The organism is Corynebacterium ureicelerivorans, assembly GCF_000747315.1.
GTDB classification, from domain to species: domain Bacteria; phylum Actinomycetota; class Actinomycetes; order Mycobacteriales; family Mycobacteriaceae; genus Corynebacterium; species Corynebacterium mucifaciens.
The window spans coordinates 805,372-831,577 of the sequence record NZ_CP009215.1; the positions used below are offsets into that span (position 1 = coordinate 805,372).

General features: G+C 63.4%; 30 protein-coding genes and 1 pseudogene. 16 read left to right on the forward strand and 15 right to left on the reverse strand.

The features are described from left to right. Positions 1-19: 19 nt before the first annotated feature. Positions 20-523, reverse strand: coding sequence for a hypothetical protein (locus tag CUREI_RS04120; protein WP_038610783.1), 504 nt, complete (start codon positions 521-523; stop codon positions 20-22). A gap of 52 nt (positions 524-575) precedes the next feature. Then, complete coding sequence (locus tag CUREI_RS04125; RefSeq protein ID WP_038610786.1) at positions 576-1,976, reverse strand: class II fumarate hydratase; 1,401 nt, start codon at positions 1,974-1,976, stop codon at positions 576-578. Positions 1,977-2,080: 104 nt separating this feature from the next. Between CUREI_RS04125 and CUREI_RS04130 the strand changes: the two genes are divergently transcribed. Continuing rightward, positions 2,081-2,755 (forward strand): CPBP family intramembrane glutamic endopeptidase, encoded by a 675-nt coding sequence (locus CUREI_RS04130; protein ID WP_038610789.1) that lies wholly within the window; start codon positions 2,081-2,083, stop codon positions 2,753-2,755. Here CUREI_RS04130 and glpX read toward each other — a convergent pair. Then, entirely contained in the window at positions 2,752-3,762 is a 1,011-nt protein-coding gene (gene glpX, locus CUREI_RS04135) for a class II fructose-bisphosphatase (protein ID WP_038610792.1), read from the reverse strand. The two genes, CUREI_RS04130 and glpX, sit on opposite strands and share 4 nt — an antisense overlap. 120 nt (positions 3,763-3,882) lie before the next feature. On the opposite strand from glpX, the gene CUREI_RS04140 reads away from it, so the two are divergent. Continuing rightward, positions 3,883-4,461 (forward strand): DUF4245 domain-containing protein, encoded by a 579-nt coding sequence (locus CUREI_RS04140; RefSeq protein ID WP_038610795.1) that lies wholly within the window; start codon positions 3,883-3,885, stop codon positions 4,459-4,461. On the opposite strand, the gene CUREI_RS04145 is transcribed toward CUREI_RS04140, so the two are convergent. Continuing rightward, positions 4,430-4,714: an exodeoxyribonuclease VII small subunit gene (locus CUREI_RS04145; protein ID WP_038610798.1), complete on the reverse strand. Its 285-nt coding sequence runs from the start codon at positions 4,712-4,714 to the stop codon at positions 4,430-4,432. The genes CUREI_RS04140 and CUREI_RS04145 overlap by 32 nt on opposite strands. A gap of 11 nt (positions 4,715-4,725) precedes the next feature. Then, positions 4,726-5,991 carry an exodeoxyribonuclease VII large subunit gene (gene xseA / locus CUREI_RS04150; protein ID WP_038610801.1) on the reverse strand — a complete coding sequence of 422 codons (1,266 nt, stop codon included), beginning with the start codon at positions 5,989-5,991 and terminating at the stop codon, positions 4,726-4,728. 114 nt (positions 5,992-6,105) lie between these two features. Between xseA and CUREI_RS04155 the strand changes: the two genes are divergently transcribed. Then, positions 6,106-7,083 carry a 4-hydroxy-3-methylbut-2-enyl diphosphate reductase gene (locus CUREI_RS04155; RefSeq protein ID WP_038610804.1) on the forward strand — a complete coding sequence of 326 codons (978 nt, stop codon included), beginning with the start codon at positions 6,106-6,108 and terminating at the stop codon, positions 7,081-7,083. Here the strand turns inward: CUREI_RS04155 and CUREI_RS04160 are convergent, their stop codons facing one another. The 3 genes from CUREI_RS04160 to CUREI_RS04170 are packed head-to-tail and all read right to left on the reverse strand — an operon-like array spanning position 7,084 to position 10,230. Continuing rightward, positions 7,084-7,731, reverse strand: coding sequence for a DUF6542 domain-containing protein (locus tag CUREI_RS04160; RefSeq protein ID WP_201773340.1), 648 nt, complete (start codon positions 7,729-7,731; stop codon positions 7,084-7,086). An 11-nt stretch (positions 7,732-7,742) separates the two neighbouring features. After that, positions 7,743-8,792, reverse strand: a complete 1,050-nt coding sequence (locus tag CUREI_RS04165) for a DNA recombination protein RmuC (protein WP_038610807.1) — start codon at positions 8,790-8,792, stop codon at positions 7,743-7,745. A gap of 31 nt (positions 8,793-8,823) precedes the next feature. Continuing rightward, positions 8,824-10,230, reverse strand: coding sequence for an AI-2E family transporter (locus CUREI_RS04170; protein WP_069202882.1), 1,407 nt, complete (start codon positions 10,228-10,230; stop codon positions 8,824-8,826). Between the two features lie 94 nt (positions 10,231-10,324). Here CUREI_RS04170 and ychF point away from each other — a divergent pair, with 94 nt between their 5' ends. The 8 genes from ychF (at position 10,325) to CUREI_RS04205 (ending at position 18,420) form a co-directional block, all read left to right on the forward strand. After that, positions 10,325-11,413 (forward strand): redox-regulated ATPase YchF, encoded by a 1,089-nt coding sequence (gene ychF, locus CUREI_RS04175; RefSeq protein WP_038610809.1) that lies wholly within the window; start codon positions 10,325-10,327, stop codon positions 11,411-11,413. Positions 11,414-11,433: 20 nt separating this feature from the next. Continuing rightward, entirely contained in the window at positions 11,434-12,945 is a 1,512-nt protein-coding gene (locus CUREI_RS04180; protein WP_038610812.1) for a recombinase family protein, read from the forward strand. A gap of 349 nt (positions 12,946-13,294) precedes the next feature. After that, positions 13,295-15,151, forward strand: a complete 1,857-nt coding sequence (locus tag CUREI_RS04185; RefSeq protein WP_024058955.1) for an HsdM family class I SAM-dependent methyltransferase — start codon at positions 13,295-13,297, stop codon at positions 15,149-15,151. Continuing rightward, positions 15,148-16,128, forward strand: a complete 981-nt coding sequence (locus CUREI_RS04190; RefSeq protein ID WP_022865465.1) for a restriction endonuclease subunit S — start codon at positions 15,148-15,150, stop codon at positions 16,126-16,128. The genes CUREI_RS04185 and CUREI_RS04190 overlap by 4 nt, the downstream gene beginning before the upstream one ends. Positions 16,129-16,220: 92 nt before the next feature. Then, positions 16,221-16,403, forward strand: coding sequence for a helix-turn-helix domain-containing protein (locus tag CUREI_RS04195; protein ID WP_022865466.1), 183 nt, complete (start codon positions 16,221-16,223; stop codon positions 16,401-16,403). Positions 16,404-16,573: 170 nt separating this feature from the next. Beyond that, complete coding sequence (locus tag CUREI_RS04200) at positions 16,574-17,596, forward strand: DUF4192 domain-containing protein (protein WP_038610815.1); 1,023 nt, start codon at positions 16,574-16,576, stop codon at positions 17,594-17,596. 159 nt (positions 17,597-17,755) lie between these two features. Next, entirely contained in the window at positions 17,756-17,899 is a 144-nt protein-coding gene (locus CUREI_RS12495) for a hypothetical protein (protein WP_016456431.1), read from the forward strand. Positions 17,900-17,988: 89 nt separating this feature from the next. After that, positions 17,989-18,420, forward strand: coding sequence for a single-stranded DNA-binding protein (locus CUREI_RS04205; protein ID WP_038610819.1), 432 nt, complete (start codon positions 17,989-17,991; stop codon positions 18,418-18,420). Here CUREI_RS04205 and CUREI_RS04210 read toward each other — a convergent pair. After that, entirely contained in the window at positions 18,417-18,830 is a 414-nt protein-coding gene (locus tag CUREI_RS04210; RefSeq protein ID WP_236627257.1) for a recombinase family protein, read from the reverse strand. The genes CUREI_RS04205 and CUREI_RS04210 overlap by 4 nt on opposite strands. Before the next feature lie 212 nt (positions 18,831-19,042). Here CUREI_RS04210 and CUREI_RS04215 point away from each other — a divergent pair, with 212 nt between their 5' ends. The 4 genes from CUREI_RS04215 (at position 19,043) to CUREI_RS04230 (ending at position 20,690) form a co-directional block, all read left to right on the forward strand. Further along, positions 19,043-19,588 (forward strand): TetR/AcrR family transcriptional regulator, encoded by a 546-nt coding sequence (locus tag CUREI_RS04215; RefSeq protein WP_034666346.1) that lies wholly within the window; start codon positions 19,043-19,045, stop codon positions 19,586-19,588. Beyond that, positions 19,585-19,944 carry a DMT family transporter gene (locus CUREI_RS04220; RefSeq protein WP_038610824.1) on the forward strand — a complete coding sequence of 120 codons (360 nt, stop codon included), beginning with the start codon at positions 19,585-19,587 and terminating at the stop codon, positions 19,942-19,944. The genes CUREI_RS04215 and CUREI_RS04220 overlap by 4 nt, the downstream gene beginning before the upstream one ends. Continuing rightward, positions 19,941-20,270 (forward strand): DMT family transporter, encoded by a 330-nt coding sequence (locus tag CUREI_RS04225; RefSeq protein ID WP_034666342.1) that lies wholly within the window; start codon positions 19,941-19,943, stop codon positions 20,268-20,270. The genes CUREI_RS04220 and CUREI_RS04225 overlap by 4 nt, the downstream gene beginning before the upstream one ends. Positions 20,271-20,375: 105 nt before the next feature. Next, on the forward strand, positions 20,376-20,690 hold the full coding sequence (locus CUREI_RS04230; RefSeq protein ID WP_236627258.1) for an NIPSNAP family protein: 315 nt from the start codon (positions 20,376-20,378) through the stop codon (positions 20,688-20,690). A gap of 263 nt (positions 20,691-20,953) precedes the next feature. Here CUREI_RS04230 and CUREI_RS12595 read toward each other — a convergent pair. The 6 genes and pseudogenes from CUREI_RS12595 to merA all read right to left on the reverse strand — a co-directional run. Continuing rightward, positions 20,954-21,104 (reverse strand): annotated as a pseudogene (locus CUREI_RS12595) (IS481 family transposase); the annotation flags it as partial. Positions 21,105-21,479: 375 nt separating this feature from the next. Continuing rightward, a complete protein-coding gene (locus CUREI_RS04235) occupies positions 21,480-22,436 on the reverse strand; it encodes a cytochrome c biogenesis CcdA family protein (protein ID WP_038610825.1) in 957 nt (318 codons plus the stop codon). Beyond that, on the reverse strand, positions 22,433-22,915 hold the full coding sequence (locus tag CUREI_RS12600; protein ID WP_236627259.1) for a TlpA family protein disulfide reductase: 483 nt from the start codon (positions 22,913-22,915) through the stop codon (positions 22,433-22,435). Before CUREI_RS12600 ends, CUREI_RS04235 begins: the two co-directional genes overlap by 4 nt. 119 nt (positions 22,916-23,034) lie before the next feature. After that, positions 23,035-23,358: a hypothetical protein gene (locus tag CUREI_RS04245; RefSeq protein WP_236627260.1), complete on the reverse strand. Its 324-nt coding sequence runs from the start codon at positions 23,356-23,358 to the stop codon at positions 23,035-23,037. A gap of 18 nt (positions 23,359-23,376) precedes the next feature. Further along, complete coding sequence (gene merB / locus CUREI_RS04250) at positions 23,377-24,063, reverse strand: organomercurial lyase MerB (RefSeq protein ID WP_236627261.1); 687 nt, start codon at positions 24,061-24,063, stop codon at positions 23,377-23,379. Next, complete coding sequence (gene merA, locus CUREI_RS04255) at positions 24,064-25,488, reverse strand: mercury(II) reductase (protein ID WP_038610830.1); 1,425 nt, start codon at positions 25,486-25,488, stop codon at positions 24,064-24,066. A gap of 108 nt (positions 25,489-25,596) precedes the next feature. On the opposite strand from merA, the gene CUREI_RS04260 reads away from it, so the two are divergent. Then, the gene (locus CUREI_RS04260) at positions 25,597-25,986 is read left to right on the forward strand and encodes a heavy metal-responsive transcriptional regulator (RefSeq protein WP_004601215.1); all 390 of its coding nucleotides are present in this window, start codon (positions 25,597-25,599) and stop codon (positions 25,984-25,986) included. Positions 25,987-26,206 lie beyond the last annotated feature (220 nt).

The following is a 26,206-nucleotide window of genomic DNA, read 5'->3' on the forward strand; positions in this document are numbered from 1 at the left end:
ATATTACACCCGGTGCACGTTATGGCAAGCCCGCTGAAAGCTCGCCTTCTACCAGGGCGTTCGCGCCCTCGAGGTACCTCAGTTTCACAATCCCGGGGTCAAGCTTCTCGACGTCCCAACGGCCCTGCCCGTCATTACACCCCTTCGTCAACGGAATGGATGTGCCGTCCTGGGTGATGAGCGCGGTGCATCCAGTCAGGGGGTAGGTCACCGACGCGGTGCCGCCACCAAACGTGGCGACCGCCGGCCAAGCCTTCACCTTCGCGTTGTCCTCCAAACTGTTCAGCGTGCCGGTGTAGGTGCCGGTAGGGGCCGAAGGATCGTCGATAGGCAGCTGTGGCTGCGCGGTCACCGTCACGGTGGCGGGAATGTCATTTGTCGGCGTCGGGCGGGGGTTGGAGTACCAGTACGCAGCCGCGAGCGCGATGCCGATGATGGCGGTGATGAGCGCGAGCACCCCACCGATAACCCACGGCTTGTTCGGGCCGCCAGCGGTGCGCAGCTCGGAGAAAGAATCAGGCATGAGAAAGCCCCCAGCTCGAAGTGATGTGCTGGGGGCAGATTCTAGTTCCGGTCTAGTTCCGATCGGTGTTCGCCATGGAGAGCACGTCGAGGCGCTTATCCAGCTCCTCCTCGGTGAGCTGCTCGCCGTCCACGAAGCCCAGGTCGATGGTGGCCTGGCGGATGGTGATGCCCTCCTTGACCGCGTGTTTAGCAATCTTCGCGGCGTTTTCGTAGCCGATCGCGGAGTTCAGCGGGGTGACGATCGACGGGGAGGACTCGGCGAGGGTGCGCATGCGCTCCTCGTCCGGCTCGATGCCGTCTACAAGCTTGGTGGCGAACTGGCGGGCCGTGTTGGCCAGCAGGCGGGACGACTCCAGCACGTTGCGCGCCATCATCGGGATGAACACGTTGAGCTCGAACTGGCCCTGGGTGCCGCCGAACGCGACGGCGGCGTCGTTGCCGATGACCTGCGCGGAAACCTGCGTCGCGGTCTCACACAGCACCGGGTTGACCTTGCCCGGCATGATGGAGGAGCCCGGCTGCAGGTCCGGCAGGTGGATCTCGGCGAAGCCGGCGAGCGGGCCGGAACCCATCAAGCGGATGTCGTTGGCGATCTTGTACAGGCTCACGGCGACGGAACGCATCGCGCCGGAGAATTCCACGAGGCCGTCGCGGTTGGCCTGCGCCTCAAAGTGGTTCTTGGCCTCGGAAAGCTGCTCGACGCCGGTGAGCTTCTTCAGCTCCTCGGTGACCTTGCCGCCAAACTCGGCCGGGGTGTTGATGCCGGTGCCGACCGCGGTGCCACCGATGGCGAGCTCGCCGAGGCGGTTCAGCGTTCCCTCCACGCGCTCGATGCCGAGCTCAATCTGGCGGGCGTAGCCGGAGAACTCCTGGCCAAGCGTGACCGGGGTGGCGTCCATGAGGTGGGTGCGACCGGACTTGACCACCTCGTGCCACTGACGGGCCTTGGTTGCCAGCGACTCCTGGAGCACCTTCAGCGTGGGGATGAGGTCGTTCGCAGCGGCCTCGGTCGCGGCGACATGGGTCGCGGTGGGGAAGGTGTCGTTGGAGGACTGACCCATGTTGACGTGGTCGTTGGGGTGGACCTCAACACCGTTGGCCTTGGCAATAGAGGCGATGACCTCGTTGGTGTTCATGTTCGAGGAGGTGCCGGAGCCGGTCTGGAACACGTCGATCGGGAACTGGTCGTCGTGCTTGCCGTCCGCGATCTCCTTCGCCGCCGCGATGATGGCGTCGGCCTTCTCGGCGTCCAGGTTGCCGAGGTCCTTGTTCACCTGCGCGCAGGCCGCCTTGAGCAAGCCGAGCGCGCGGATCTGCTGCGCCTCCAGACCGCGGCCGGAGATGGGGAAATTCTCCACCGCGCGCTGCGTCTGCGCGCGCCAGAGGGCGTCGACGGGCACCTTGACCTCGCCCATGGTGTCATGTTCGATGCGGTATTCCTGATCAGCCATCATGTGTCCTTTGCAACTCTATCGTGCACGCCCCGCACTGTAAGGTGCGTGCGTGCCTGTCCATTGGACGATTATGCATGAACCAGACACGACGAGGAGACGAAATGACCGAACACAACGCCCCGCAAGCCCCCGCTTTGAGGGATGCGCTGGTGGGGCTCGCGTGCGTGGTAGTTGCCGATGCGCTTCTTATCGCGCAAGCGTTCGTGCTTCTGCGCCTCGAAGTCTCGCGCGCAGTGCTGCTCACGCTCTTCCCAGTATTGATTCTGGTGGCGCTTGCGGTGCCCACTATCTTCCTGCTGCGCTACCTCAAGCGGCGCGGGATCCCACTCGGATTTCACCGGCTGGGTGCGAAGGGGTGGCACTTGCTGTGGGAGTTCCCAGCCGCAGTGCTGTTCGCGGGAGCCGGGGCCGCGCTCATCGGCCCGCTGGTCGGGCTGGAGCCGACAGGGGAGTCGGTGGCGAACGACGGCTCCAACCTTGGCATCGTCCTCACCCTTATTGCTTACTTAACGGTGGGGCCGTTTCTTGAGGAAATCGTGTTCCGGCGCCTCGTGATGGGCTACCTGGACACGGTCGCCCCCGCTGCCGTGAGCGTCATCGGCAGCGCGATTCTATTCGGCCTTGCACACATCGCCCCGCCGGCGATGCTGTATACGGGGCTCATGGGCATCGCCCTGGCACTTTCAACTCGTTGGCATAAGTCGCTGTGGGCCGGGCTCATTTTGCACTTCTGCAACAACCTGCTCGTGCAAGCTGTTGTCTTGGGCGCGATTTAGTCGTTCGGGTCGGAGTAGTCCACCACGGAGTAGTCCTGCAGCTTCGCCAGCTGGTGCTGGGATTCCACGAAGCGCACGGTGCCGGACTTGGAGCGCATGACCAGCGAGCGGGTGGTCGCGCCCGACTTGCGGTACGTCACGCCGCGCAGCATGTCGCCGTTGGTCACGCCGGTGGCAGCGAAGTAGCAGTTGTCGGACGTGACAAGGTCGTTGATGCCCAGCACGCGGTCGAGATCGTGGCCGGCCGCCAGCACCTTCTCGCGCTCCCGGTCGTCCTGCGGGGCGAGCATGCCCTGGATCTCACCGCCGAGGCACTTCAGCGCGCACGCCGTGACGACGCCCTCCGGGGTGCCGCCGATACCCATAGCAATGTCGATGGAGCTGACATCCCGCGCGGCTGCGATGGCCCCGGCGACGTCGCCGTCCATGATGAAACGAACCTTGGCGCCAGCGGCACGGATGTCGTCCACAAGCTGGTTGTGGCGCGGGCGGTCGAGCACCACCACGGTCACGTCCGAGGTGCGGATGCCCTTCGCCTTCGCCACGGCCTCGATGTTCGCGGCGACCGGGGCGGTGATGTCGATGGTGCCGGCTGCTTCCGGGCCCACGGCGATCTTGTTCATGTAGAACGCATCTTGGGGGTTGAACATGGAACCCCGGTCGGCTGCCGCGATCACGGAGATCGCATTCGGGCGGCCCTCAGCCATGAGGCGGGTGCCGTCGACCGGGTCCACCGCGAGATCCACCGCCGCGCCTTGGCCGTTGCCCACCCGCTCGCCGTTGAACAGCATCGGGGCCTCGTCCTTTTCGCCCTCACCGATGACGATCACGCCGTCCATTTCCACCGAGTTGATCATCTTGCGCATCGCGTTGACTGCCGCGCCATCGCCCTCGTTCTTCTGGCCGCGTCCCACCCAGCGGCCGGAGGCCAGTGCGGCGGCCTCGGTGACGCGCACCAGCTCCATGGCGAGGTTGCGGTCGGGGTAAAGGTCAGACGGTGCAGTCATCGAAGAAGATCCTCCTGTGGCGATAAAAATGACCCCCATATTGTGTCACTTCCGCTGCGCAAAGAGGTTGGTATTCCCACCTTTTAAGGGGGAGGGGCCCTGCGTGCAATACTGAAGCGCGTGGCAAGCGATAAAAAACCCCGCATTTTCCAGGACGGGCGAGACATTGCGATCAACGCCGTCCTCATCGTCGTGCTGATGCTTGTGGCAGTCGGTGCCACCGGGCTGTGCTCCTTCAATCCGGGCGCGCCCGAGCAGGGGCCGGTGCAGGAAGTGGACGCGGAAACCTTTCTCGATCTGGAGTCCCGCGCGGTGGGCTTCCCGGTGCGTTACCCGGATATGCCGGAAGGGTGGATCACCAACTCGGCGCGCCGCTCTATGCTCGCCGGCCAGCCTGCCCCAGTGGTGGGTTGGGTGACTCCGGACCGTGGCTTTATCCAGCTCACCCAGACGGGGCTTGACGTCGAGGCTGCCATCGAGAACGCGGATTCGAAGCCGCGCACGCTGGATCGCACCGTCGACGTGGACGGGCACCCGGTTGAAGTGTTCGCCTCCGAGGAGCAGGACGTGCGGGATGTATGGGTGGTCGATGCAGGCGACGCCCGGTTCGTCCTCACGGGTGCCGGTGAAGACCGGGAGTTCGAGGAATTGATCGCTACCGCGCTCGCTACTGCTCCGATTCAGCACCCTGACCAGTAGCGGCGGCGCCCTGTCGGGAACTGATGGCGTCTTCGACGCGGCGCGAAGCGCCGTCCAAAAGCACCTCGCACCGCTTAGCCAGCGCCTCGCCGCGCTCCCAATATTTCAGCGATTCATCGAGGCTCATCTGCCCCAGCTCGAGGATCTTCACGGTTTCAACGAGCTCGTCGCGCGCCTGCTCGTAGGAGAGGGTGGATGGGTCCGGCAATGCGTTCTCGTTGGCCTGGCCGGATCCGAAAGTGTTTTCGCTCATGTGGGCTTTCCTTAATCTGCTTGCGTGGTGGACATAGCGGCGGCGGTGATGGAGCCGTCGCCGACGCGGATGCGCAGCTGCGACCCGGGCGGGGTTTGATCGATGGAGGTCACAACTTCGGGCTCGGAACCGTCGCGGGGCAACACCTGCACCACCGCGTAGCCGCGGGCTAGCGTTGCCGCCGGGCCGAGGGCGGACACCTGGGCGCGCAACCCGCGGACGTGCTGGGACTCGCGCTGGAGGAGATGGGAAATGTCGCGCCGGATCGACACCGCGGCGCGGTCCACCTCCTCGCGGTGGCGATTGATCGCCAGCATCGGGTCCGCGAGCGACGGGCGCGAGCGCAACGATGCCAGGCCATCGCGCTCCCTGCGGACCCACCCGCGCAGGGCGGCGGCCATCCGGCCCCGGGCTTCGTCGATAAGCATCCGCTCCTGTGCGACGTCGGGAACCGCGCGCTTGGCGGCGTCGGTGGGGGTTGCGGCGCGGACATCGGCGACGTTGTCCAGCACTGGGTTGTCCGGCTCGTGACCGATGGCGGAGATGACAGGGGTGCGGGCATCCGCGACGGCGCGCTGCAGCGCTTCCTCTGAAAACGGCAGCAGATCCTCCACCGAGCCACCACCGCGGGCGATGATGATCACGTCGACATCCGGGTCCGCGTCGAGCTCCCCGAGGGCCTCGATGACCGCGGGGACGGTGGTTGGGCCTTGGACCGGGGTGTTGATGATCTCGAACTGCACCTCCGGCCAGCGCCCCTGCGCCACCGTGACGACGTCGCGCTCTGCGGCGGAACCTCGGCCGGTAATCAGCCCCACCTTGGTGGGCAGGTAGGGAAGCGGCCGCTTCCGAGCCGGATCGAACAACCCCTCGGACGCGAGTTGCTTGCGCAGGGCCTCGATGCGGGCCAGCAACTCGCCCGCGCCAACGTGCCTGATCTCCGACACCCGCATGGAAAACGTGCCGCGGCCGGGGTAGAAGGACGGTTTGCCGAGGACGACAACGCGGTCGCCGTCTTTCAATGGCACCTGCATCCCGGTAAGCAGAGACGTCTCTGCGGTGAGTTGAACGCTGGCCTGCTCCTGCGTGTCGCGCAACGTGAGGTAGGAGAACCTCCACGAGGGCTTCGTGTTGACCTGGGTGAGCTGGCCTTCAATCCAGAGCCACCCGAGGCGATCAATCCAGCCCTTCACCGAGGTGTTGAGCTTGGACACCGACCACGGAGACTCCGGCGAACTCTTGGACGGCGCGTTGCGCGAATCCGATGCTTCTGCCACCGTGCGTTCCTTTCTTCGACCCGTTGTGCTGACCCGTTTGCCTCAGCAACGTTACCCGGCGGGCCGACATCGCCCGCCTATTGTTTTTGACGCTGATTGGTTAGTGTTGGTTCCATGACAGATCAGGGTAAAAAAGTCCTCCTCGCATCCCCCCGCGGGTACTGCGCCGGCGTCGACCGCGCGGTGGAGACAGTAGAGAAGGCCCTGGAAAAATACGGCGCACCTGTGTACGTGCGTAAGGAAATTGTGCACAACAAGTACGTCGTTGAAACGCTACAGGAGCGTGGCGTGGTCTTCGTCGACGAAACCGATGAAGTGCCGGAAGGCGCGCACCTTGTCTTCTCCGCTCACGGCGTCTCGCCGGCGGTGCGCGAATCCGCCGCGCAGCGCAACTTGCTCACACTGGACGCGTCGTGCCCCCTGGTCACCAAGGTGCACAACGAGGCACGGCGTTTCGCACGCGACGGTTACCACATCCTGCTTGTCGGCCACCAGGGCCATGAAGAGGTCGAGGGCACCGCCGGCGAGGCCCCGGAGATCACCCACCTCATTGACGGTGTCGACGGCGTCGACCGCCTGCCTGACTTCCCCGAGGACCAAAAACTCGTGTGGCTGTCCCAGACGACGTTGTCGGTGGACGAGACCATGGTGATTGTGGACAAGCTCCACGAGCGGTACCCGAATCTGGAAAACCCGCCAAGCGACGACATCTGCTACGCCACCCAAAACCGCCAAGCGGCGGTGAAAGAGATCGCCCCTCGGTGCGACTTGGTCATTGTTGTTGGCTCTAAGAACTCGTCGAACTCCCGCCGGCTCGTCGAGGTTGCGTTAGAGGCCGGCACCCCGGCGTCGTATTTGGTGGATTACGCCTCGCAGATCGAGGACGCCTGGTTCGAGGGCGTGGAAACCGTGGGTGTGTCCTCCGGCGCTTCCGTGCCGGAGATTCTGGTGAAAGAGCTGATGGAAGAACTCGCGCGCCGCGGCTACACGGACGTGGAGGAAGTGACCACCACGGTCGAGACCATTACCTTTGCCCTCCCGCGCGACCTGCGCCTGCCGCGCCGCAACAACCCGGCGGTGGCGCAAGGCTAGTCAGCCCTTGTAGAGGTCCTCGCCGAGCCGGTCCGTAATTCTGGAGGAGCCGGTTCGCGGGGGCCTTTTCGCCGCTCGCTCGGAATCGGCGCGTCGCAGAAGCTCCTGCACGGAAACAGACGCGGCGCGCTCCCGTGCACGCCGGCCTTGGGCGTTGGTGCGGCGGTTGCTGCGATGCACCCTGGCGCGCTCCGCGGATTCGCGCCTGCGCAGTTGCGCGTTGTACCGCTTGATCAGCCCGATACGCACCGAAGCAATGACCAACGAGCCGAGCGTCACCGCGAATAACAGTGGGAACATCTCGGTCACCGGGTACAACACCAGCAGGAGAGCGGCCTTGCCGGACGCGCCCCCGGCGGCGATATCCCCGCGTGCCATTGCCCAGCCTGTAAGGAGGACGGCGCCAACGAACAAGATCGGCGCGCTGGCGACACTGAGAAAGAGCCCTTTCGGGTTGACCAGGGTCACCACGGCAATGACCGCGACGGCGTACAGCGTGAGAAACGGCCAGCCGATGAGCGCGGTCGACAGGGAGATAAGCGCTCCCGTGAACAGCGCCGCGAAGATGATGCTGATGCCGGATCCCGTGGGCAACCCGACAAAGGTTGCGGACGGGGAGGGTGAATTCCGGCTCGAGACGTGCGACACGCCAGACGAGTTTACCCGTCGGCCTCCTCGGCAGCGTGGCGGGCACGCGTGGACACGGGTTTGAGTGCGGGCGCTACACCGCGACGTGACGGCACCTGGGCCTCTTCCAGCCTGCGCGCGGTCACCATCACCCGCGAATCCATCGATGCCAAGGTGGCGTTGTATGCCTCCACCGCCTTGTCCAGGGAGGCGCCGACCCGGTTGTAGTGTTCCGCCATGGTGGATAGGCGCTGGTGCAGCTGCCCGCCCAAGCGTTGGATTTCCCGGGCGGCCTCGTCAAGCGAGGCATGCCGCCAGCCCAGTGCCACGGTGCGCAGCAGCGCGAACAAAGTGGTGGGTGTGGCGACGACAACGTCGCGGGCGAAGGCGTACTCCAGGAGCTCCGGGTCGATGCTCAGGGCTGCGTCGAGAAATGGGTCTGCTGGCACGAAGAGCACTACAAACTCTGGGGTGGGTTGGAAGGCGTCGATGTACGACTTCGCTGACAACGTGTCCACGTGGGCGCGCAGGAGGTGGGCGTGGCGCCGCATGAACGCCTGGCGCTCCTCGGGGTCTTCGGTACCGATCGCGTCGAGATACGCCTGGAAGGGCACTTTGGCGTCGACGACGATGTTTCTGCCCTCGGTCAGGCGGATGATCATGTCGGGGCGGACGTTGGCGTCGTCGATGCGCATGTGGGCTTGGGTGTCAAAGTCGACGTGTTCCAGCATGCCGCCGAGCTCCACCACCCGCTCAAGTTGCATCTCGCCCCAGCGGCCCCGCGTTTGCGGCGAGCGGAGCGCGGTGATGAGCTGATCGGTGCGGTCGCCCAGACGCGCGGAGGTTCTGCCAATCGCCTGCACCTGCCCGGCTAGCGACGACGCGGTCACCGCCTGCTGCTTGTCCATCGAGTCCAGCTGGTCGCGCATGTCTTTCAACGCGCGCGCTACGGGCCGCAGGTCCTGCGGTGGAGCGGGCTCCGGCGTGGAGCGCCGCAGCCAGGATGCACCTGCGAAAACGCCCGCGATGAACCCGGCGAGCAGACCGGTGGAGAGGATGAGAAGCACGGTGGCGGTGGACATGGCTGGCAGTCAACCACACCGCTGGGGCACGCTACCGCTCGGGTTCGACCGTGTGTTCGCTTGGTGCCCGCTCGGTTGAGCGTGACTGCGGGCTTGCTTCTGCCTTTCCGCGCAAGCGCCCGATGCGCTCAGTTGTCACACGCAGTTTCTTCAAACTCGTGGTGCCGAAGCGCTCGCGCTTCGCATCATCCGCCTGGTCGTCGGGTGCGGGGGCGTTGACCCACTCGTGCTCGCCGCGCCATTCCTCGCGCTTGTGCACGGATTCCGCCTCCACGATCTCGGCGATAATCTCGCCCTCGTGGGTGGCAAGGTCGATGTCCTTAGCACCGATCTCGCCGGCGTTGATGCGCAGGACCTCCAGCGCGTAGCGGTACACCACTGCGATCATCGCAGCGGTAGGCACCGCGAGGAAGCCGCCGATGAGGCCGAACAGGGCACCGCCGACGGTGACGGAGACCAGCACGATCACTGGGTGCAGGTTCATCGCGCGGGACTGCAGCAACGGCGAGAGTACGTTGCCCTCGAGCTGCTGCGTGGCCAGCACGATGCCCAGCACGATCAGGGCTTTGGTGAAGCCGAGGGTGACCAACGCGATCAGGACCGCCAGCGCACCCGCGACGACGGCGCCGACGATGGGGATGAACCCCGCCACAAAGGTGATCAGCGCAAGGGTAAACGCCATCGGCACACCCACGATGGCGATACCGGTGCCGATGACAATCGCGTCCACCAGGGAGCACACCGCTTGCGCGCGGATGAAACCGGACAGGGTGTTCCAGGCCCGCGTGAGCAGCTCGGTGAGGTACAGGCCGGTGCGTCCGCCGGTTGCGCTGCGCAGCCACGGCAGAAACCTGTGGCCGTCCTTGAGAAAGAAGAAGGTCAGCACAACCAGAACCATCAACGTCACGGACAGGCCCGCGGCGGTGTTGATGCCGGAGAACACGCCGCCGGCGATCGCGCCCGCCTGGTTTTGTATCCACAGCGTGATCTCGTCGACGCCTTCGTTCAGGCTCTCGGGGTCTAAGTTCAGCGGCGGTCCCTGCGCCCAGAGCTGCAGCCGCTGCAAGCCCTCGAGCGCCTGGATGTACAGCAGCCGGGACTGGCCCACAAGGTCTGGCGCGATGATCATGGCCAGCGCCGCGAGCACGCCGAAGAACAACAGCATCGTCAAAAAGGCCGCGAGGGCGGCGGGGACCTTCAGGCGCCGCAGGGCAGCAGCGATGGGTGCGAGAACCGTGCACACGATAAGCGCGAGCACGACGGGAAGAATTCCCGCCCAGAACGCGCCGATGAGTCGGCCGACCGCGTACAAAAACACGGCGACGACCAGGATCCGGAGCGTGAACTTCGCTGATGATGCGAGCCAGTTGTTGAAGACGACGTTGCGGTCAACTCGGTCCTCGTGCTCTTGGCCGGTTGTCTGGATCGGTTCGCTCACGCGGACTATTGTGCACCATCGCAAATTGCTTTGCGACGGCCCACCTCACGGCCCGCGCCGAATCGGGCGAAAGGGTCCGCTAGGATATTGCGCCGTGAGCCTTACTCTTGGAATTGTCGGTCTGCCCAACGTTGGCAAGTCCACCCTGTTTAACGCCCTGACGCGCAACGAGGTGCTTGCCGCGAACTACCCGTTCGCAACGATCGAACCGAACGTCGGGTTGGTGGAGCTGCCAGATCCCCGCCTGGACCGCCTGGCGGAAATCTTTGACTCGGAGCGCGTGCTGCCTGCGACCGTCTCGTTCGTCGATATCGCCGGCATTGTCAAGGGCGCGTCCGAAGGTGAGGGCATGGGCAACGCCTTTCTTGCCAACATCCGCGAGGCCGACGCAATCTGCCAGGTCGTGCGCGCGTTCGCCGACGACAACGTCATCCACGTGGATGGCCAGGTCAATCCGTCCTCCGACATCGAGGTCATCAACACCGAGCTGATCCTCGCCGACCAGCAGACCATTGAGAAGGCCCTGCCGCGCCTAGAAAAGGACGGCCGCAAGGATAAGGACGTCGCCGCGCAGGCCGAGGAAGCGAAGAAGGCGCAGGGCGTCCTTGAAGATGGCCGCACCCTGTTCGCCGCCTCCAAGACCGGTGACGTCGACCTCGCGCTGCTGCACCACCTGCACCTGATGACGGCCAAGCCGTTCCTCTACGTGTTCAACTCCGACGAGGACGTGCTCACCGACGACGCGCGCAAGCAGGAGCTGCGCGACCTCGTCGCCCCCGCCGAGGCGGTGTTCCTTGACGCGCAGACCGAAACCGAGCTGCTCGAGCTTGACGACGAGGACGCGGCCGAGCTGCTCGCCGCCGTGGGCCAAGACGAGCCGGGCCTGCAGACCCTGGCGAAGGCCGGCTTTGACACCCTCGGCCTGCAGACCTACCTCACCGCCGGCCCCAAGGAGGCCCGCGCCTGGACGATCCGCAAGGGCGACACTGCCCCGAAGGCCGCCGGCGTGATCCACTCCGACTTTGAAAAGGGCTTTATCAAGGCGGAGATCGTCGCGTTCGACGACTTGAATGAGTTTGGCTCGATGGCGGAGGCCCGTGCCCACGGCAAGGTGCGCCAAGAAGGCAAGGACTACGTCATGGCCGACGGCGACGTGGTGGAGTTTCGTTTCAATGTAACCTGAGGCGCGCTAGTGTTAGCGGCATGACAACACGTGCTGCTATTTACCTCCGTATCTCGCTCGATGCTGCCATGGACGGCCTCGCCATCGACCGGCAGCGCCAGGACTGCGAAGCCCTTGCCGAGCAACGCGGCTGGGACGTCGTGCATACCTACGTCGATCAGTCGATCTCCGCGTCGAAGAAGGACGTGGACCGCCCCGACTACGACGCGATGGTGGCGTCCTTTGAGCGCGGCGAGATCGACGCGATCATTTGCTGGGACCTCGACCGCCTCACACGGCAGCCCTGGCAGCTCGAAGAGTGGATCGACAGGGCAGAGGAGCAGGGGCTGAAACTCGTCACTGCGAACGGTGATGCTGACCTTGCCACCGACGGCGGCAGAATGTACGCGCGCATCAAAGCAGCCGTGGCACGCGGCGAGATCGAGCGAAAGAGCATGCGCCAGTCTCGTGCGCAACAGCAACGCGCCGAGCAGGGCCGCTGGTACTCCGGCGGTGTGCGCCCTATCGGCTACACCTCCACCGGCGAGATCATCCCGTCCGAAGCCGCCGCCGTGCTCGGGATGTTCCGCGCTGTCGAGCGGGGCAACTCCATGCGCGATATCGCACGTGCCTTATCTGGGGTCGATCAGCCGGGCTTGCCGGATATCCCGACCACGCCGCGCCATATGCACACCGTGGTTACAGAGCGCAACGCTCGACGCCGCGCTGCTGGCCAGGAAGAAAAGCCTGTTCCCGACGCGCAGCCGTGGGCCTATACGTCGTTGCACTCGATCCTGCGCAATCCCGTGTATGCCGGCTACTCCACGTATAAGAAGGCCAAGCGCAAAGGCGTGAAGAACAAATACCGCCGTGTCACGCATATCGTCCGCGACCCCGATACCGGCGAGCCGGTGAAAGGGCAGTGGGAGCCGATCGTCACACCCGATCTGTGGTGGCGTGTGCAGAACGTGCTCGATGATCCCGACCGGCTGACCAACAAGGAGCGGCGTAATACTCGCCGCCATCTTGGCTCGGGTCTGTATGTCTGCGACGAGTGTGGCAATCCCGTGCGCACGCATGCCGACCGCTACCGCTGCGCGGCCTGTGGCTTAGTGCGCACGCATAGCGTCGATGATTTTGTGCTCGCCGTGATCCGCGCCCGCCTTGGTCGTGACGACCTAGCAGACCTGTTGCCGACTGCGGATGACGACGAGGTCGACGCCATCGACGACGAACTCGCTGAGCTTCGCGCAAAGCTCGCCCGCGTCCAGGCTGACTACGACGAGGAGCTTATCGAGGCCCGTGACCTCAAGCGCGCGCGAAACCGTTATGAGCCGCAGATCGAGAAACTCGAAACGCGCCGTGCCCGCCTTGCTGGCGCATCGGCGCTGCTCGACACAACCGGCTACGCCTCGCCCGTGGACGCCTTCGACAACGCAGAGCTTGCCGTGCAGCGCCGTGTCATCAACACCCTGTGCCAGGTGCGCCTGCGCCGTGGCGTGCGCGGAAGCAAGACCTTTAACCCCGAATCAGTCCAGATCGTGTGGAACTAGGTTGCAGTGTGTGACACGTCAACAATCGCGCGCATGTGCTGCGACGCGCGACGCTCCTACGAAGGAACGCCACGGAGCCGGCAGTTCGGGGGAGATCTGCCTTCGTGTATCGGGGGTGACACTGCTCAACCGTGGCGTTCGGGGAAAGTATTACACGACTGTTTCCACCCCGCATGTCGAGCGCCGAAAGCAAGAACCCGGGTTGTACGGTAGCGGTAATTTGCGTTTTTGTTACACGCCGCGTTTCACGCAACGATCCCGGGCGGCTTCGCATCCTGCCATGTGTACATCGTTACATCTCAGGGGCGAGATGTGGAGGATCGGCCAGACTTGGATAGGGAGTGCCCGCATGGCAAACGAGCGGATTACAGAAGACTTAGTCGATGAAAAGCTCCGCAACCTCGGATATTACGAGGATGCAGAGAAGATCATCGTTGAGAAGCAGCAATCCGCCATTGAGCTGGTTCGCAAGTCTTTGTCGAAGGCGTCGAAAACTGGCGGCGGCGGTGGTGGTTTCCCGGAGTTCATCATCACTGCCCCCGACACCCCCGACATGATCGTGGTTATCGAGTGCAAGGCAGAGACACGTTGGCACGAGTCGGAAAATCGTGATCGCCCTAAAGACTTCGCGGTTGACGGTGTTCTGCACTACGCAAGTTTTCTGACACACAAATACACCGTGATCTCGATTGCAGTCTCGGGCACGCCTGCACATAGTGAATGGTCCTTCTTTGTCACCACCAAAGGAGAGAAGGAAGCACGCCCGCTTAAGGCCCCGAGCGGTGCAGCGATTACCGAACTTGTCAGCCTTGATGACCTCATTACCGCCGCATCGTTCGATCCTTCTGTTCAGGCAAAGCGAACAAAAGACCTCATTTCGTTCTCTCAGGAAATGCACGCTTTCATGAGGGATGAAGCGGAGCTAGAAGAGAAAGAGAAGCCTCTCGCCGTCGCGGGTAGCCTAATCGCGCTCAACGACCCTGTCTTTGCAAAGACCTACGAAGCATATGGTGCGAAAGACTTGCCCGACTTCTGGATGCAAACGATCCAGAAAGTCATCGGGTCTGCGCAAATCCCGTTCGCCAAGATAACGAACATGACCCAGCCGTTTACTGGCATCCAAGTGCACCCAGAGCTGGGTAAAGCTACCAAAGCCTATCCGCAGGGCTTGTTACACGAAATCGTGACCCTGCTTGCGGAGAAGGTGCTGCCCTTTATCACCGTTTATCACGACTTCGACGTTGTGGGAGCTTTCTACGGTGAGTTCCTGAAGTACACAGGCGGTGACGGCAAAGGGTTGGGGATTGTACTCACGCCGAAGCACATCACTGAGCTGTTTAGCCTGCTTGCCAACGTCGATAAGGACAGCATCGTGCTTGACACCTGCGCTGGTACTGGAGGCTTCCTAATCTCGGCAATGAACCAGATGGTCCGTACTGCGATCACGCAAGACGAGATTGAGTCGATCAAGAAAAACCAACTGATCGGCGTCGAACAAAACCCGAGCATGTACGCCCTAGCGGCTTCAAACATGATCCTGCGCGGTGACGGGAAGGCCAACCTCTACCAAGGGTCTTGTTTTGACACCGCCATCACCAAAGGCGTCAAGTCCCACAAAGCGACAGTTGGTTTGATTAACCCGCCTTACGCCAAAACTAAGGAAGACCTGCACGAGCTGCGATTCGTGGAACACATGCTTGATTGTCTCACTCCCGGGGCGATCGGTATTGCCATTGTCCCTATCTCGTGCGCAACTGCGCCTAGCATCCGCAAGCGCAGCCTCCTGAAGAACCACACACTGGAAGCAGTCATGTCAATGCCACCGGAAGTCTTTTACCCGGTTGGTGTCGTCACTTGTGTGATGGTGTTTACTGCACACATTCCACATGAAAGATCTGACCGGAAAAGCTGGTTTGGTTATTGGCGCGAAGACGGGTTCGTCAAAATTAAGAATCTCGGCCGCGTCGATCGAAATGGAACCTGGCCAGAGATACGCGACCACTGGGTTGAGATGTTCCGTAATCGAGAAGTCAAGCCTGGTGAATCTGTCATGCAAAAGGTGGATGCCGAGGATGAATGGGTCGCGGAAGCTTACATGGAAACGGACTACTCGACTCTTACCCAGTCGGACTTCGAGAAGGTCCTTCTCGACTACGCACTGTTCACCTTGCGCGGGGTCGATATCGAAGAAGGCGGGGACGCGTGACTCGCCAACCTTTAGGTGACCTATTTCATGTTGAGTACGGAAACAAACTCGACATGAACAAGATGACACCAACCGATCCACGGACAGGCATCGCATTTGTAGGACGAGTGGGTGGCCTGAACGGAAAATCAGGTGTCTCCGGGTACGTCGAGGCACTACCTGACCTGACCCCTTATCCCACAGGTTTAATCACAGTTGCCCTCGGAGGGTCGCGACTGCTGTCTTCCTATGTTCAGCAGCGCCCGTTCTATACAGCTCAGAACGTGGCAGTCCTTCGTCCAAAGCGAGACACCATGAGTCTCAACGAGCGTCTCTTCTACGCGATGTGTATTCGCAAGAACGCCTTTCGTTATAGCGCTTTCGGAAGGGAAGCAAACCGCACTCTAGCGACTATTGAGGTTCCCACCGAGATACCCGATTGGGTCGAAATTAGTGAGGTTCCGACTCATGAGGGGCTTCGGGCAGCTACAGGCGATCCCGTGGCTTTGACCGACCCCAGTGGCTGGTGCGATTTCCCGATAGAACAGCTATTTGAGATCAAGAAGGGTAAGCGAGTCACCAAAGCAAATAGGCAACCGGGAACAACACGTTTCATAGGTGCTTCGGACAGTAACAATGGGATTACCGATTGGAGCGCGCTTGAACCACTCTTCCCCGCAGGGACCATCACAGTTCCCTACAACGGATCGGTTGGTTATTCCTTCTACCAGGATCAACCGTACTTCGCCTCAGACGACATTCAGGTGTTAATCCCTAAACAAGAAGTGTCCTACTGGGCAATGCTGTTCATCTCAACCATGATTCGTCACGAGAAGGACCGATTCACGTATGGGTATAAGTGGAATTTGGCTCGAATGAGGAAGATGACACTTCGGTTGCCAGCTGCACCAACCGGGAAGCCTGACTGGGATTACATGGAAGGCTTTATGCAAGGATTACCGTTTTCTGCCGCGATCACTGGTGAGGTGGGTGTCTAACGCTCATCGGTTACGCCTACGTTCCAACCTCCAAGCAGAGACAGTAGCTCGACACTCAGCGTGACCTTCTTGTCCAGCGCACCCGTGAGGGCGTGGCGCACGCCCGCGCCCAGGGCAGGGTCGCCGGCCCCAAACCGAAGCTCGACCAAGAACAAGCCCAGATCGCCAAGGAGCTTATTGAGGGCGGCAAGTCCGTCAGTGCAGTAGCCAGGACATTCAACGTCTCGCGGCCGACGATCTATCGCGCTCTCAAGCGCATCGAAGCCGACGCCTAAGCACAGGCTGCGTCGCTAGCGCTCGCACCCGGCGAGAAGGCACCAGGCTGCGCTAGCGACGCCCGGCGCACAAAGGCACTGTACTGCTGGGATACGCCTGCGACCGGCAGAGCCGGGCCGAATACGGGATTGACCACATACACCCCGTATTCGTGCAAAGGAGCACTGCCATGTCCACTCATTCCCACACGCTTGCATCTCACGGCGAGATCCTTGCGAACCTCCCCGGCATCCTCGGCTTCTACCCGAACAACTCGCTGATCCTCGCGTTCTTCGTCGACGACGAGGGCGTCGACACCGTCCGCCTCGGCCCGGTCGCACGGTTCGACCTGGACGAGGCCGTGGAGAAGCTCAACGAGAGCCGCGAGCGGTTCGCAGCGTGGGTCCACCACCTCGAACTCGACGCAGTTATCGCGTACATGATCAGCGATGACATTGCGCAACCGGTCTTCGACGAGACGGCCACGTACCTCACCAGCGGGGCAGTGCACCTACCGCCGCTGCTCGGGGTGGTGCAGGTGCCCGAAATCGTCACCGGGGCCGCGTGGTGGTCTGTGTACCAGCATCCGCTCATCGACGAGCCACGCCACGGCGTTGTCGGCGAGGTCGCCGCATCGGCGGCGCTTCAGCAGATGCTAGAGCACACCGGAGAGCTGCCGGAGCCGAGCAAAGACGACATCGAAGCACGGTTGAACAGCACCGATCACGGCATCGACGCTGCCGAGCACGCCGACATCATCGAAGACGCGCTGGCGTATATCCCGCCCATGTTCGCGGACGTGCTGCAGCGTGAATACGAGCAGGCGGCGGCAGGGATCACCCAGCCGAGCACTCGTGCTGTTCGGTCTGCGCTGAAATGCTTCACCACGCCGCGCTTGCGAGACACGCTGCTCGCAGCGCTGCTCGATGAGCCGCAGGCTGGCCTTGCGTTCATAGAGCAGGTTATGCGCGCTGTCCCGACCAGCTGGCCGGGGATGCGGGCGCAGCTCACCGCCACTGTTGCCGTGCTCGCTCACGCCACAGGCCAGCCGGGACTAGCTGGCGTGGCTGCGCAGCGAGCCACCGAGATCGGACCAGACGAGAATTTCCCGTCTCTGGTGGCCAAGCTGACCGACATTGGCCAGGGCGAGCGGATGGTCGAACTCGTCCGCGAGGGCGCTGAGAAGACCCGCACGATCTTGTTCACCGAGTAGCACCACACACCCCGTTGCAGCGATGCAACGGGGTTTCTTTTTCTCGCGGGGCCGTGGCCAGCAGAGATGCACACCTAGCGGGGCGGGGGAGAACCCCCTAGACAGCAGAGCTGTCTCCAACAGACGGATTGACCATCCATCCGAACAAGGAGGCACCTGATGCGCGACATCACCCACACCGACCTGGAACTGCTCTACCAGCTCGCCGACGGCATCGACGGCGAGGACGCCGATCCGGGCGCAGCACAAGAACTGCGCGACCTAGAGGCGGCAGGCACACCGCTGCCCTGGGCAGTGCTGTAACGACAGCTCAACCCCCGCAGCGGCAAAGCCGCTGCTTAAGTACCCAAATTGCACGGCAAATCACACCCACTCACGTAAGGAGAACCATCATGTCCAACCCCTTCAACAACGGCACCATCGTCGGCAACGCAGCTCGCGCACCCAAGCTGTTCGAGCACGCAAACGGCGGCGCGACGGTGAAGCTCAGCGTCTATGCGCGCAACACCTTCAAGAACAAGTCCACCGGCAAGGTGGAAAGCGAGATCGTGGAGCTGACCGGCTACGTCCAGGACGCGAAGAACCCCGGTGTGTTCGGCTGCATCGGCTCCGGCGACCGCGTCGCGGTGAGCTACTCGCTCAAGACCGACGTCTACACCGACAAGGACGGTGTGAAGCAGTACCCGCTGGTGGCGCGCATCGACACGGTGCAGCTGATCGATTCCAAGAAGGAGTCCGCTGCACGCGCTGCCCGTCGCGGTGGCGAGGCGGCGAACGCCGCCCTGGCTGGCGCCGGCGCCGACAACGACGAAGCACCGTTCTAACGACAACACCCCGCAGGGAAACCTGCGGGGTTATTTTTTTCAACTATTTCACGGTGTTGATCCAGCTCTTTCACGGCCATACCCAACTGAACAAAACCCAACAGCCCTAGCATCAGCTTGGCGATCGGGGTGGAGTCTTTTGAGTAGGTCTGTCCCTCCTTGAGGAGCTTCACCGACACTCCTTTGCTGACTAGCTCGTCAACAATGGCGTACAGATCCGTCAGTGAACGCGCGCACCGATCCATCGACGTGACGACAAGCTGATCTCCTGCACGGACATATCGCATTGCTTCATCAAGTCCAGGGCGCTCACGCGATCCACCACTGGCCTTATCCGTGTAATAGGTGAAGACCTTCTCTGCCTTGAGTTGTTCAATCTGACGATCAAGGTTCTGATCTTTCGAACTCACCCGGGCATAGTCCACCTTTTGTCCTGAGATCGCCCCCCAACTGTTCAGTGATCTCCAGAGGCAGTGACGGTTCTGTTCCGTTAGTCTTGGAACTAACCCTAGCGAACAGGAAGTTTTTTCATTCACAAATTGTTCGCTTGGGGTGTACCCCAGGTGCCCCTACCAGCGCCCGCAGTTGAAGGCTTCACCTATCAAATGGTAAAATTAGCTATATGCGAACCAGTCAGCGCTCCGAGATCCTGGAAGCTGCCCTCCGCGTCATGAACGCAGCGGAGGGTGGCGACATTACCCTTGACGCAGTGGCCCACGAGGCCGGGCTCACCAAACCGGGATTGCTATATCACTTCCGCAACCGCGACGTACTGCTCGCCGCGATCGTCGACCACGCTGCGGCCAACGTCGAGAACGACATGACTGCCACCCTTGGCAAGCCCCTCGAGAACGCCAACGCCACCGAGCGGCTCCTGAGCTACGTTCACGTCGCCGCCCACGGGGCCGCCAAGCGCGCCGAGTTCATCATCTGGGGCCAAGCGACGTACCGGCCCGAACTCACCGAACCGTGGACTACGCGGATGGGCCGCTGGCTCGAACTCCCGGACGATCTCGACGCCGCCACCCGAGCCAGGCTGACCACCGCCCGACTCGCCGCCGACGGACTCTGGGGCGCCCAGGCCACAGGTGTGTCCACCCTCCACGGCGCGGATCTCGAAGCCGTCGTCTCCAGCATTCGCTCCCTGATCGAAGGAACAACCCCATGAAGCAGTGGTTCCTGCTCGCTGGTGCCATCACTACCGAAGTGGCGGCGACGCTGTCTCTCAAGGCGGCGCTCAATCACCCATCCTGGTACATCGTGGTTGCTGCCGGATACATCGGCGCTTTCGTCTTCCTCACCTTCTGCCTGCGCGAAGGAATGCAGATCGGCGTCGCCTATGGCATCTGGGGAGCCAGCGGGGTCGTGCTCGCCGCTGTGCTATCCGCCGCGATTTTCGGTGAACCTCTGACTGCTGTGATGGGTCTTGGAATGGTTCTGATCATCAGCGGTGTCCTCACCGTCGAACTCGGCTCCCAGAAAGCTCAGCAAACCGCAGCCCAGGAAGCAGGAGTCAACTCATGAGATGGATCTTCCTCGCAGGCGCCATCTTGTCCGAAGTCGTCGCGACCATGTCGCTACGAGCCTCCGACGGTGGCCGGGTGAAGAAATGGTTCATCGGCGTCATCGCGGGGTATCTCGTGGCGTTCGTCGCCTTAAGTCTCGCCTTGGCCGACGGCATGGCCCTTGGCGTCGCCTACGGCATCTGGGCAGCATCCGGCGTAGCTCTCACCGCGATCCTCGCCCGGGTCATCTTCCACGAACCCCTCACCCGAACCATGGCCCTCGGCATCCTCTTCATCGCCGTCGGAGTTCTCACCGTTGAAATCGGCGCCAACTTGGCGAACTGACGCATTTCCGCAGGTAAACCAGGCAGATTGGTGTGCCCCAGGTGCACCACGAGGCGCACAGACAAAGGCTCCCCAATGAGCGCCTGTGGGCCTAGCGTTGTGGATGTGATCACCTGTGTCGTCCACTACACCATCGACCCCGACCAGATCGCGGCCTTTGAACAGTTCGCCCGCGCTTGGATGCGGCATGTCGACGAACACGGCGGCACCCACCACGGGTACTACCTACCCGCGGAAGGTGTGAGTGACCGTGCGGAATCCCTGTTCAGCTTCCCCAGCCTGGCTGCCTACGAGCAGTACCGCACCTCGTTCGGCACCCACCCGGACTTCATCGCCGCTGACCGGATTCGAGACGAGTCCGGGTGCGTCCTGCGGTACGAGCGCACCTTCATGCGGCCGCTCCTACCCCAGGGACACTGAAAGGGACTCCGGCAGCACGCTCGGCACAACCCACAACGCCGCAGGTCAGCGCGTACAGATGGGTGTACCCCAAAAGCCTCATGTCTCGATTATGCCTCACAAACCCCTACCGAGCACCACCCTGCGACAACTTAGGGCGAGACGCTTTAGTGAGACGGGGAGGAGGCCAATTGCCCCATGAAACGGTCTCACATTCCAGTTCCTGCCGGGTGTCTCATAAAACTTTAGGTTTTCAGGACGCTCCGCGACCGCTAGTGGGCCATATAAGCGAGTCGGGTGTGGTCATCGACAGCGGCATGGACGTGGTCGAACCCGATCGGGTCTTCCGGTCGCGGATCGGTCGTGGACTCGCCAACCGCCGCTGTCGGGGATGCGGCTGAGTTTCTTCACATCGATATGGATGAGCTTGCCTGGCCACCAGCAACGCTCTCGCATGCGTGGTCAAGCGGGCGTTACCGTTGGGCATAGAGGCCTCCGGCAGTGAAGAACTAGACAGCTCCACTAAGCCAGGAGGCCTAACTATTTCACAAGACCGAAAGTGCCACCAACGTCACGGTCGAGTACAACTAGTGGGTGTCACTGTGGCTTTCCGAAGTCCACCACACTGACGTTCCCGTCATTGCGGGGGCGGTACAGAGGGCTCCTGACGGATTGCCCGAAGTCCTCTGCACGAATTGACTTCCGGCCTGATGCCGCTGTACCAACCTGTCCTGATAGGCGGGCGCCTCGTTTGCCAGAAGATGGGGCACGGTTCCCTCTCCCCCTTGCTTTTTGGGAGTCCTCGGCCAGCTACGGGATCGTGCCTGGCCGGTCCTCGGTCGAGTTGTTGTCCGGAGTTGGTGCGCAGCAGTCGGGTTCCCCGCTTTGCCCGGGGCCCTCGCCTGTGGGCGGCGTTCCCTGTCTGATGCGCAGTCTCCTGCGCCGGTTGAGGGCGGCCAATGCCGATGCGAGCACCACGGCTGCGGCGAGGGCTGCGATCAGGGTGCTGTTGTCGCTGATCCAGGCGCTGGCGGCGGCTGACCATACGGCGAGGCTGTTGGCCTGTGCGGTTCCGCCGGTGGCGGCGGGATACCAATACCAGCTGAGGTAGGCGCCGGTTATGGTGAGGATGAAGGCGGCGATGCGGTTGCTGTGCTTGGCCAGGCCGGTGATTCTTCGCCCGAGGGCGGCCCCGGCGATGGCCGTGCCTGCCGAAACGAGCATCAGGACAGTGGCCGAGCCTGCGGCGTAGGCGGCGAAGACCGCGAGCAGCCCGGCGTAGCTGGCGACGGCCTGGGCTTGGGCGATCACGGCCAGGAGCACCCCGAGGGTGCAGCCGAGGGATGCTGCGGCGTATCCGACCCCGAAGGCCACCATGCGCCCGGTTTTGTGCCCTGCCCCTGCGGCTTCTTGTGTGCGGGGTTTCGTGGCCCAGGCCGGCAGACGGAGCCGTGGTGTGAGTCCGGTGAGCATGGCCAGGCCCAGCAGGAGAAGGATCACCCCGGTGGCCATTCCCAGCCAGGGCGCTGCGCTGATCAGGGTCCTGGCGCCCGCGCTGACGATCAGCCCGAAGGCTGCCAGGGTCCCGGCGAAGCCGAGGCTGAGCGCGAGCCCGGCCCGGAGCCCGTGGGCCAGACGCAGCGCGAGCGGGCGCGTCCGGGCGTCCCCGATGGTCTGGGCTATCCAGGCGGGCAGGAGGGCGAAACCGCAGGGATTGACCGGGGCAATCATTCCAGCGGCGAAGGCCAGGGCAAGCAGGGCTGTCATTGGGCACCGGCCTTGGTGAGTTCTTCTTGGATCTTTTCCGCAGACGGGTCGGTGGCCCGGAAGGTAACGTCACCCTTCGCGTCGACCACCACCAGGGTGCTCATGGAGGTGACCTTGTACCGGGTGGTCAGTGTGGCCCCGGTGTCGATGACGGCAGGGAGCTCAGGGGCCTTGATGTAATCGCGGAATCCGTTGATGGTCTCCTTCGGTTCTCGGGGGTCCACGTCCACCAGGAGGTAGTCGGCCGAGCTTCCCAGGGCCGTGGAGGCCTTGTTCAGGGAATCGGCCCCTTCCACACACTCACCGCATCCGGCAGAGAAGAAGAACAGTGCTGCGGGCTTACCGTCCGGGATGGTCCGGGTAGTGCCGTCAATGTCGGAGACCGTAACAGCAACGGCACCGGCCGCGTCGGGCGACGAACCGCCTGGCGCGGCCGACGGGCCGCTCGGTGAGCTGGCGCAGGCGGTTGTCAGTGCCATGACCGCTGTCAGAAACAGGGCGGAGGCGAGGTGCCTGGGCCGGGGAACGGACAGAGAACGGCGGGATCTCGGGTATGTCATGGTGTCTGGTGGTTCCTTCCAGGAATGGGGATGGGGACTCAGGCGGTGCCGTGGTCGGTGCGGTGGTGCTCGGGGGATGCGGGAGGGCAGCAGTCGTCGGTCCTGTGGCGTTTTCGCTGCCTGGTGACGGCGATGATCCCGGCCAGGAGCACCGTGGCGGCCGCGAGTAACACGAGGGGATTTGAGAAGAATCCGGCGATCGCGCCGAGGGCTCCGGCGGCGATGAGGATGGGTCCTGCGCAGCACAGGATCATGGCCGCTGCTATGCCGATTCCTGCGGCCAGTGTGTGGTATCGCCCGGGGCGACCGGTCTGCCGGACGGGTTGATGGCCGGTGTCTGGCTGTTCTGGGTGCTGGGTCATGTCATGTCCTTTTAAAGCTCAGCAGCAGGAGTCCTGCGCCGCGGGGGCCCGCGTGGCGGCCGCGGCGAGGAGGGCGGAGGCCATGGCGGCACCGGCCCGGTGTGCCGCCTCGATGTCCAGGACTTCGCCGTCGGGATGGGAATCCAACCACGGCTGGGCGTCCTCGCGGGAGGCGAAGTAGTGGACCTGGTTGCAGAACGATGACCGCACCGGCCCCGTGCCCGGGTGGCTGATGATGGACACGACGGCGGTGGCCGGCTGCACGGAGGTCACCGTGCCGTCCGCGCCCGTCATCACCCGGATGACGGTCCCGCTACCCGGGGAGGTCGACTCAATGGTTGCGGCCTTCCCGATCAGGGCCGGGAAGAAGAGGGTGTCCAGGGCGCACCAGGTGTAGAGCTGTTCCCCGGCCAGGGTGAAGCGATGCGGGGTGGGCCGCATCGTCAGGGCCAGGCCGATGATGCGGCCCTCGTCGTCGTACTCGGTGTCCGGGACGGCGGCCAGTCCCTGCCGGACCGTGTCTTCGCTCCGGCCACTGGCGGTGGCCAGTTCGGCGACCGTGACGGGCTCGCCCTCGGCCAGGAGCCGCAGCAGCGGCACGAACAATTCCGGGTCTATTCCGGAGCGCGCGGGGGACAACAGATAGGTGAGGGCCTGGTCGGTGGCGGTCATGGCATTCCTTTGCTTCGGTAGTGGGGGCTGCACTCAGGCGCAGCAGGAGAGCTTGGAGACGTCGGTGTTGAAGGCCTTGGCGGCGATCCTGATGCCCTCGGCCATCGTCAGGTAGGGGCTCCAGGAGGCGGCGACCTGTGCGGTGGTCATGCCCGCTTCGAGGATGTAGACGCCGGCGGCGGCGATCTCCCCGGCGTCCTTGGCCACCGCGGAGAGGCCCAGGATCCGTCCGGTGTCGCGGTCCGCGACAACCTTGATGAAGCCGCGGGTGTCGCGGTTGACCACGGCTCGCGGCACGTACTCCAGGGGGAGGACCCGGCACTCGCAGCTGATCCCGGCGGCGACAGCTTCCTTTTCCGTCATCCCGACCGCCCCAATGGCGGGACTGGTGAAGGTGACCCGGGGCAGGTGCCGGTAGTCGACCTCGGCCAGGGCATCGGTGAACGCATTGTCCACGGCCAGGGCGCCGTGGGCCGCTGCGACGTAAACGAACTCCCGATGGCCCGTCGCGTCCCCGGCGGCCCAAACCCGCGGGTTGGACGTGGCCAGGCGGGAATCGACCACGATCTCGCCGGATGCGCCGGTCTTCACCCCGACGGCGTCAAGGTCCAGTCCCTCGGTCACCGGGCGGCGGCCCAGTGCCACGAGGATGTGGGAAGCGCGGAACACCTCCTCGCCCCCGGCCACGTTTGCCGTCACCGAGACCCCGTCCGGGCCGGAGGCCACGGAGTCGGCCATGGCCCGCCGGACCACTCGGATCCCCTCGTCGGCGAACACCCCCGCCAACGCCTTGGATGCCTCCGGTTCCTCCTGCGAGGCCAACCGGGAACGGACCAGCATGGTCACCCGGGAGCCAAGCCGTGAGAAAAGCTGTGCCATCTCCAGGGCAACATAGCCTCCGCCCAGGATCAGCATTGATTCGGGCACCTCGTCCAGTTCCATTGCCGTCGTCGAGGTCAGGTACCCGGCCTCGGCCAGTCCGGGAACGGGGGGCACGTAGGGTGCGGAGCCAGTGGCCACGAGGTAGTGCCCCGCCTCGATCGTTCTCACTGCACCATCCGGGGAGATCACCCGGAGCAGCGGTGCGTCCTGGGTTCCGGTGAACGACGCGTCCCCCGAGATCATCGTCCACCCGTAGTCCGCGGCCAGATCGACGTACTTCTCCGTGCGCATGCTTTCAACCAGCGCGGCCTTGCCCTGAATCAGGGCCGGCATGTCCACCGGGCCCGCCGAGGCCGCCACCCCAGGGAAGCGGGCCGAATCCAACGCCACGTGGCGGGCCTCCGCGGCAGCCAGGAGCGCCTTCGACGGGACGCAGCCCGTGTTCACGCATGTCCCGCCCACGGTGCCGCGCTCCACCATCACGACGCGCTTGCCCAGCCCGGTGGCCCGGATCGCGGCCGCAAACGCTCCGCCGCCGGAACCAATAATCGCCAGATCGAACTTTTCGTTTGTCATTCCAGATGTCTCTTCCCTGTGGTTCAAAAGTTCCTATGGAACCATTGTGAACCTTCCAGTACAATGGAAGGTCAAGTGTGGTGGCCATTGGAAGGGGAATCGGCGAACATGAGGATCGGACAGCTTGCGGAAGCAACCGGAACCACGACCAAGACCCTGCGGTTCTACGAGGAGTCGGGGCTGCTCCCTCCGGCCGAGCGATTGGCCTCCGGCTATCGGGACTACGCCGAGGATGCCGTGGGTCGGGTCGGGTTCATCCACCGGGGTCAGGCCGCCGGGCTGACCCTCGCCCAGATCCGCCAGATCCTCGACATCCGCGACGGCGGCCAGGCGCCCTGCGAGCACGTGCGCGACCTGCTTGACGTGCGCCTCGCTGAGATCGAGCAGCAGATCGCGCAGCTCTCCGTGCTACGCGACACTATCGCGGACCTCAGACAGGACGCCGCACACCCGGACCCTGAAACGTGCAGCACCGATCAAGTGTGTAGGTACTTGTAATCCAATTGGGCACACCTCCTGGACCGCCAAAAGGCTCTCGCAAAAAGATACCGCCAGATCTACAAAATTGAGGAAGAGCTCATCAGCAAAATCGACAAATTGACTGACGTAGTAGTCATCCCTAACGCGTAAGACCTGCACACTGCTTGTACAAATGATAGTTTCGTGATGACGCTGGGGTGGGTTCCTGCTCCGCAGGCGTCCGAAGGCCCTGGGTCGA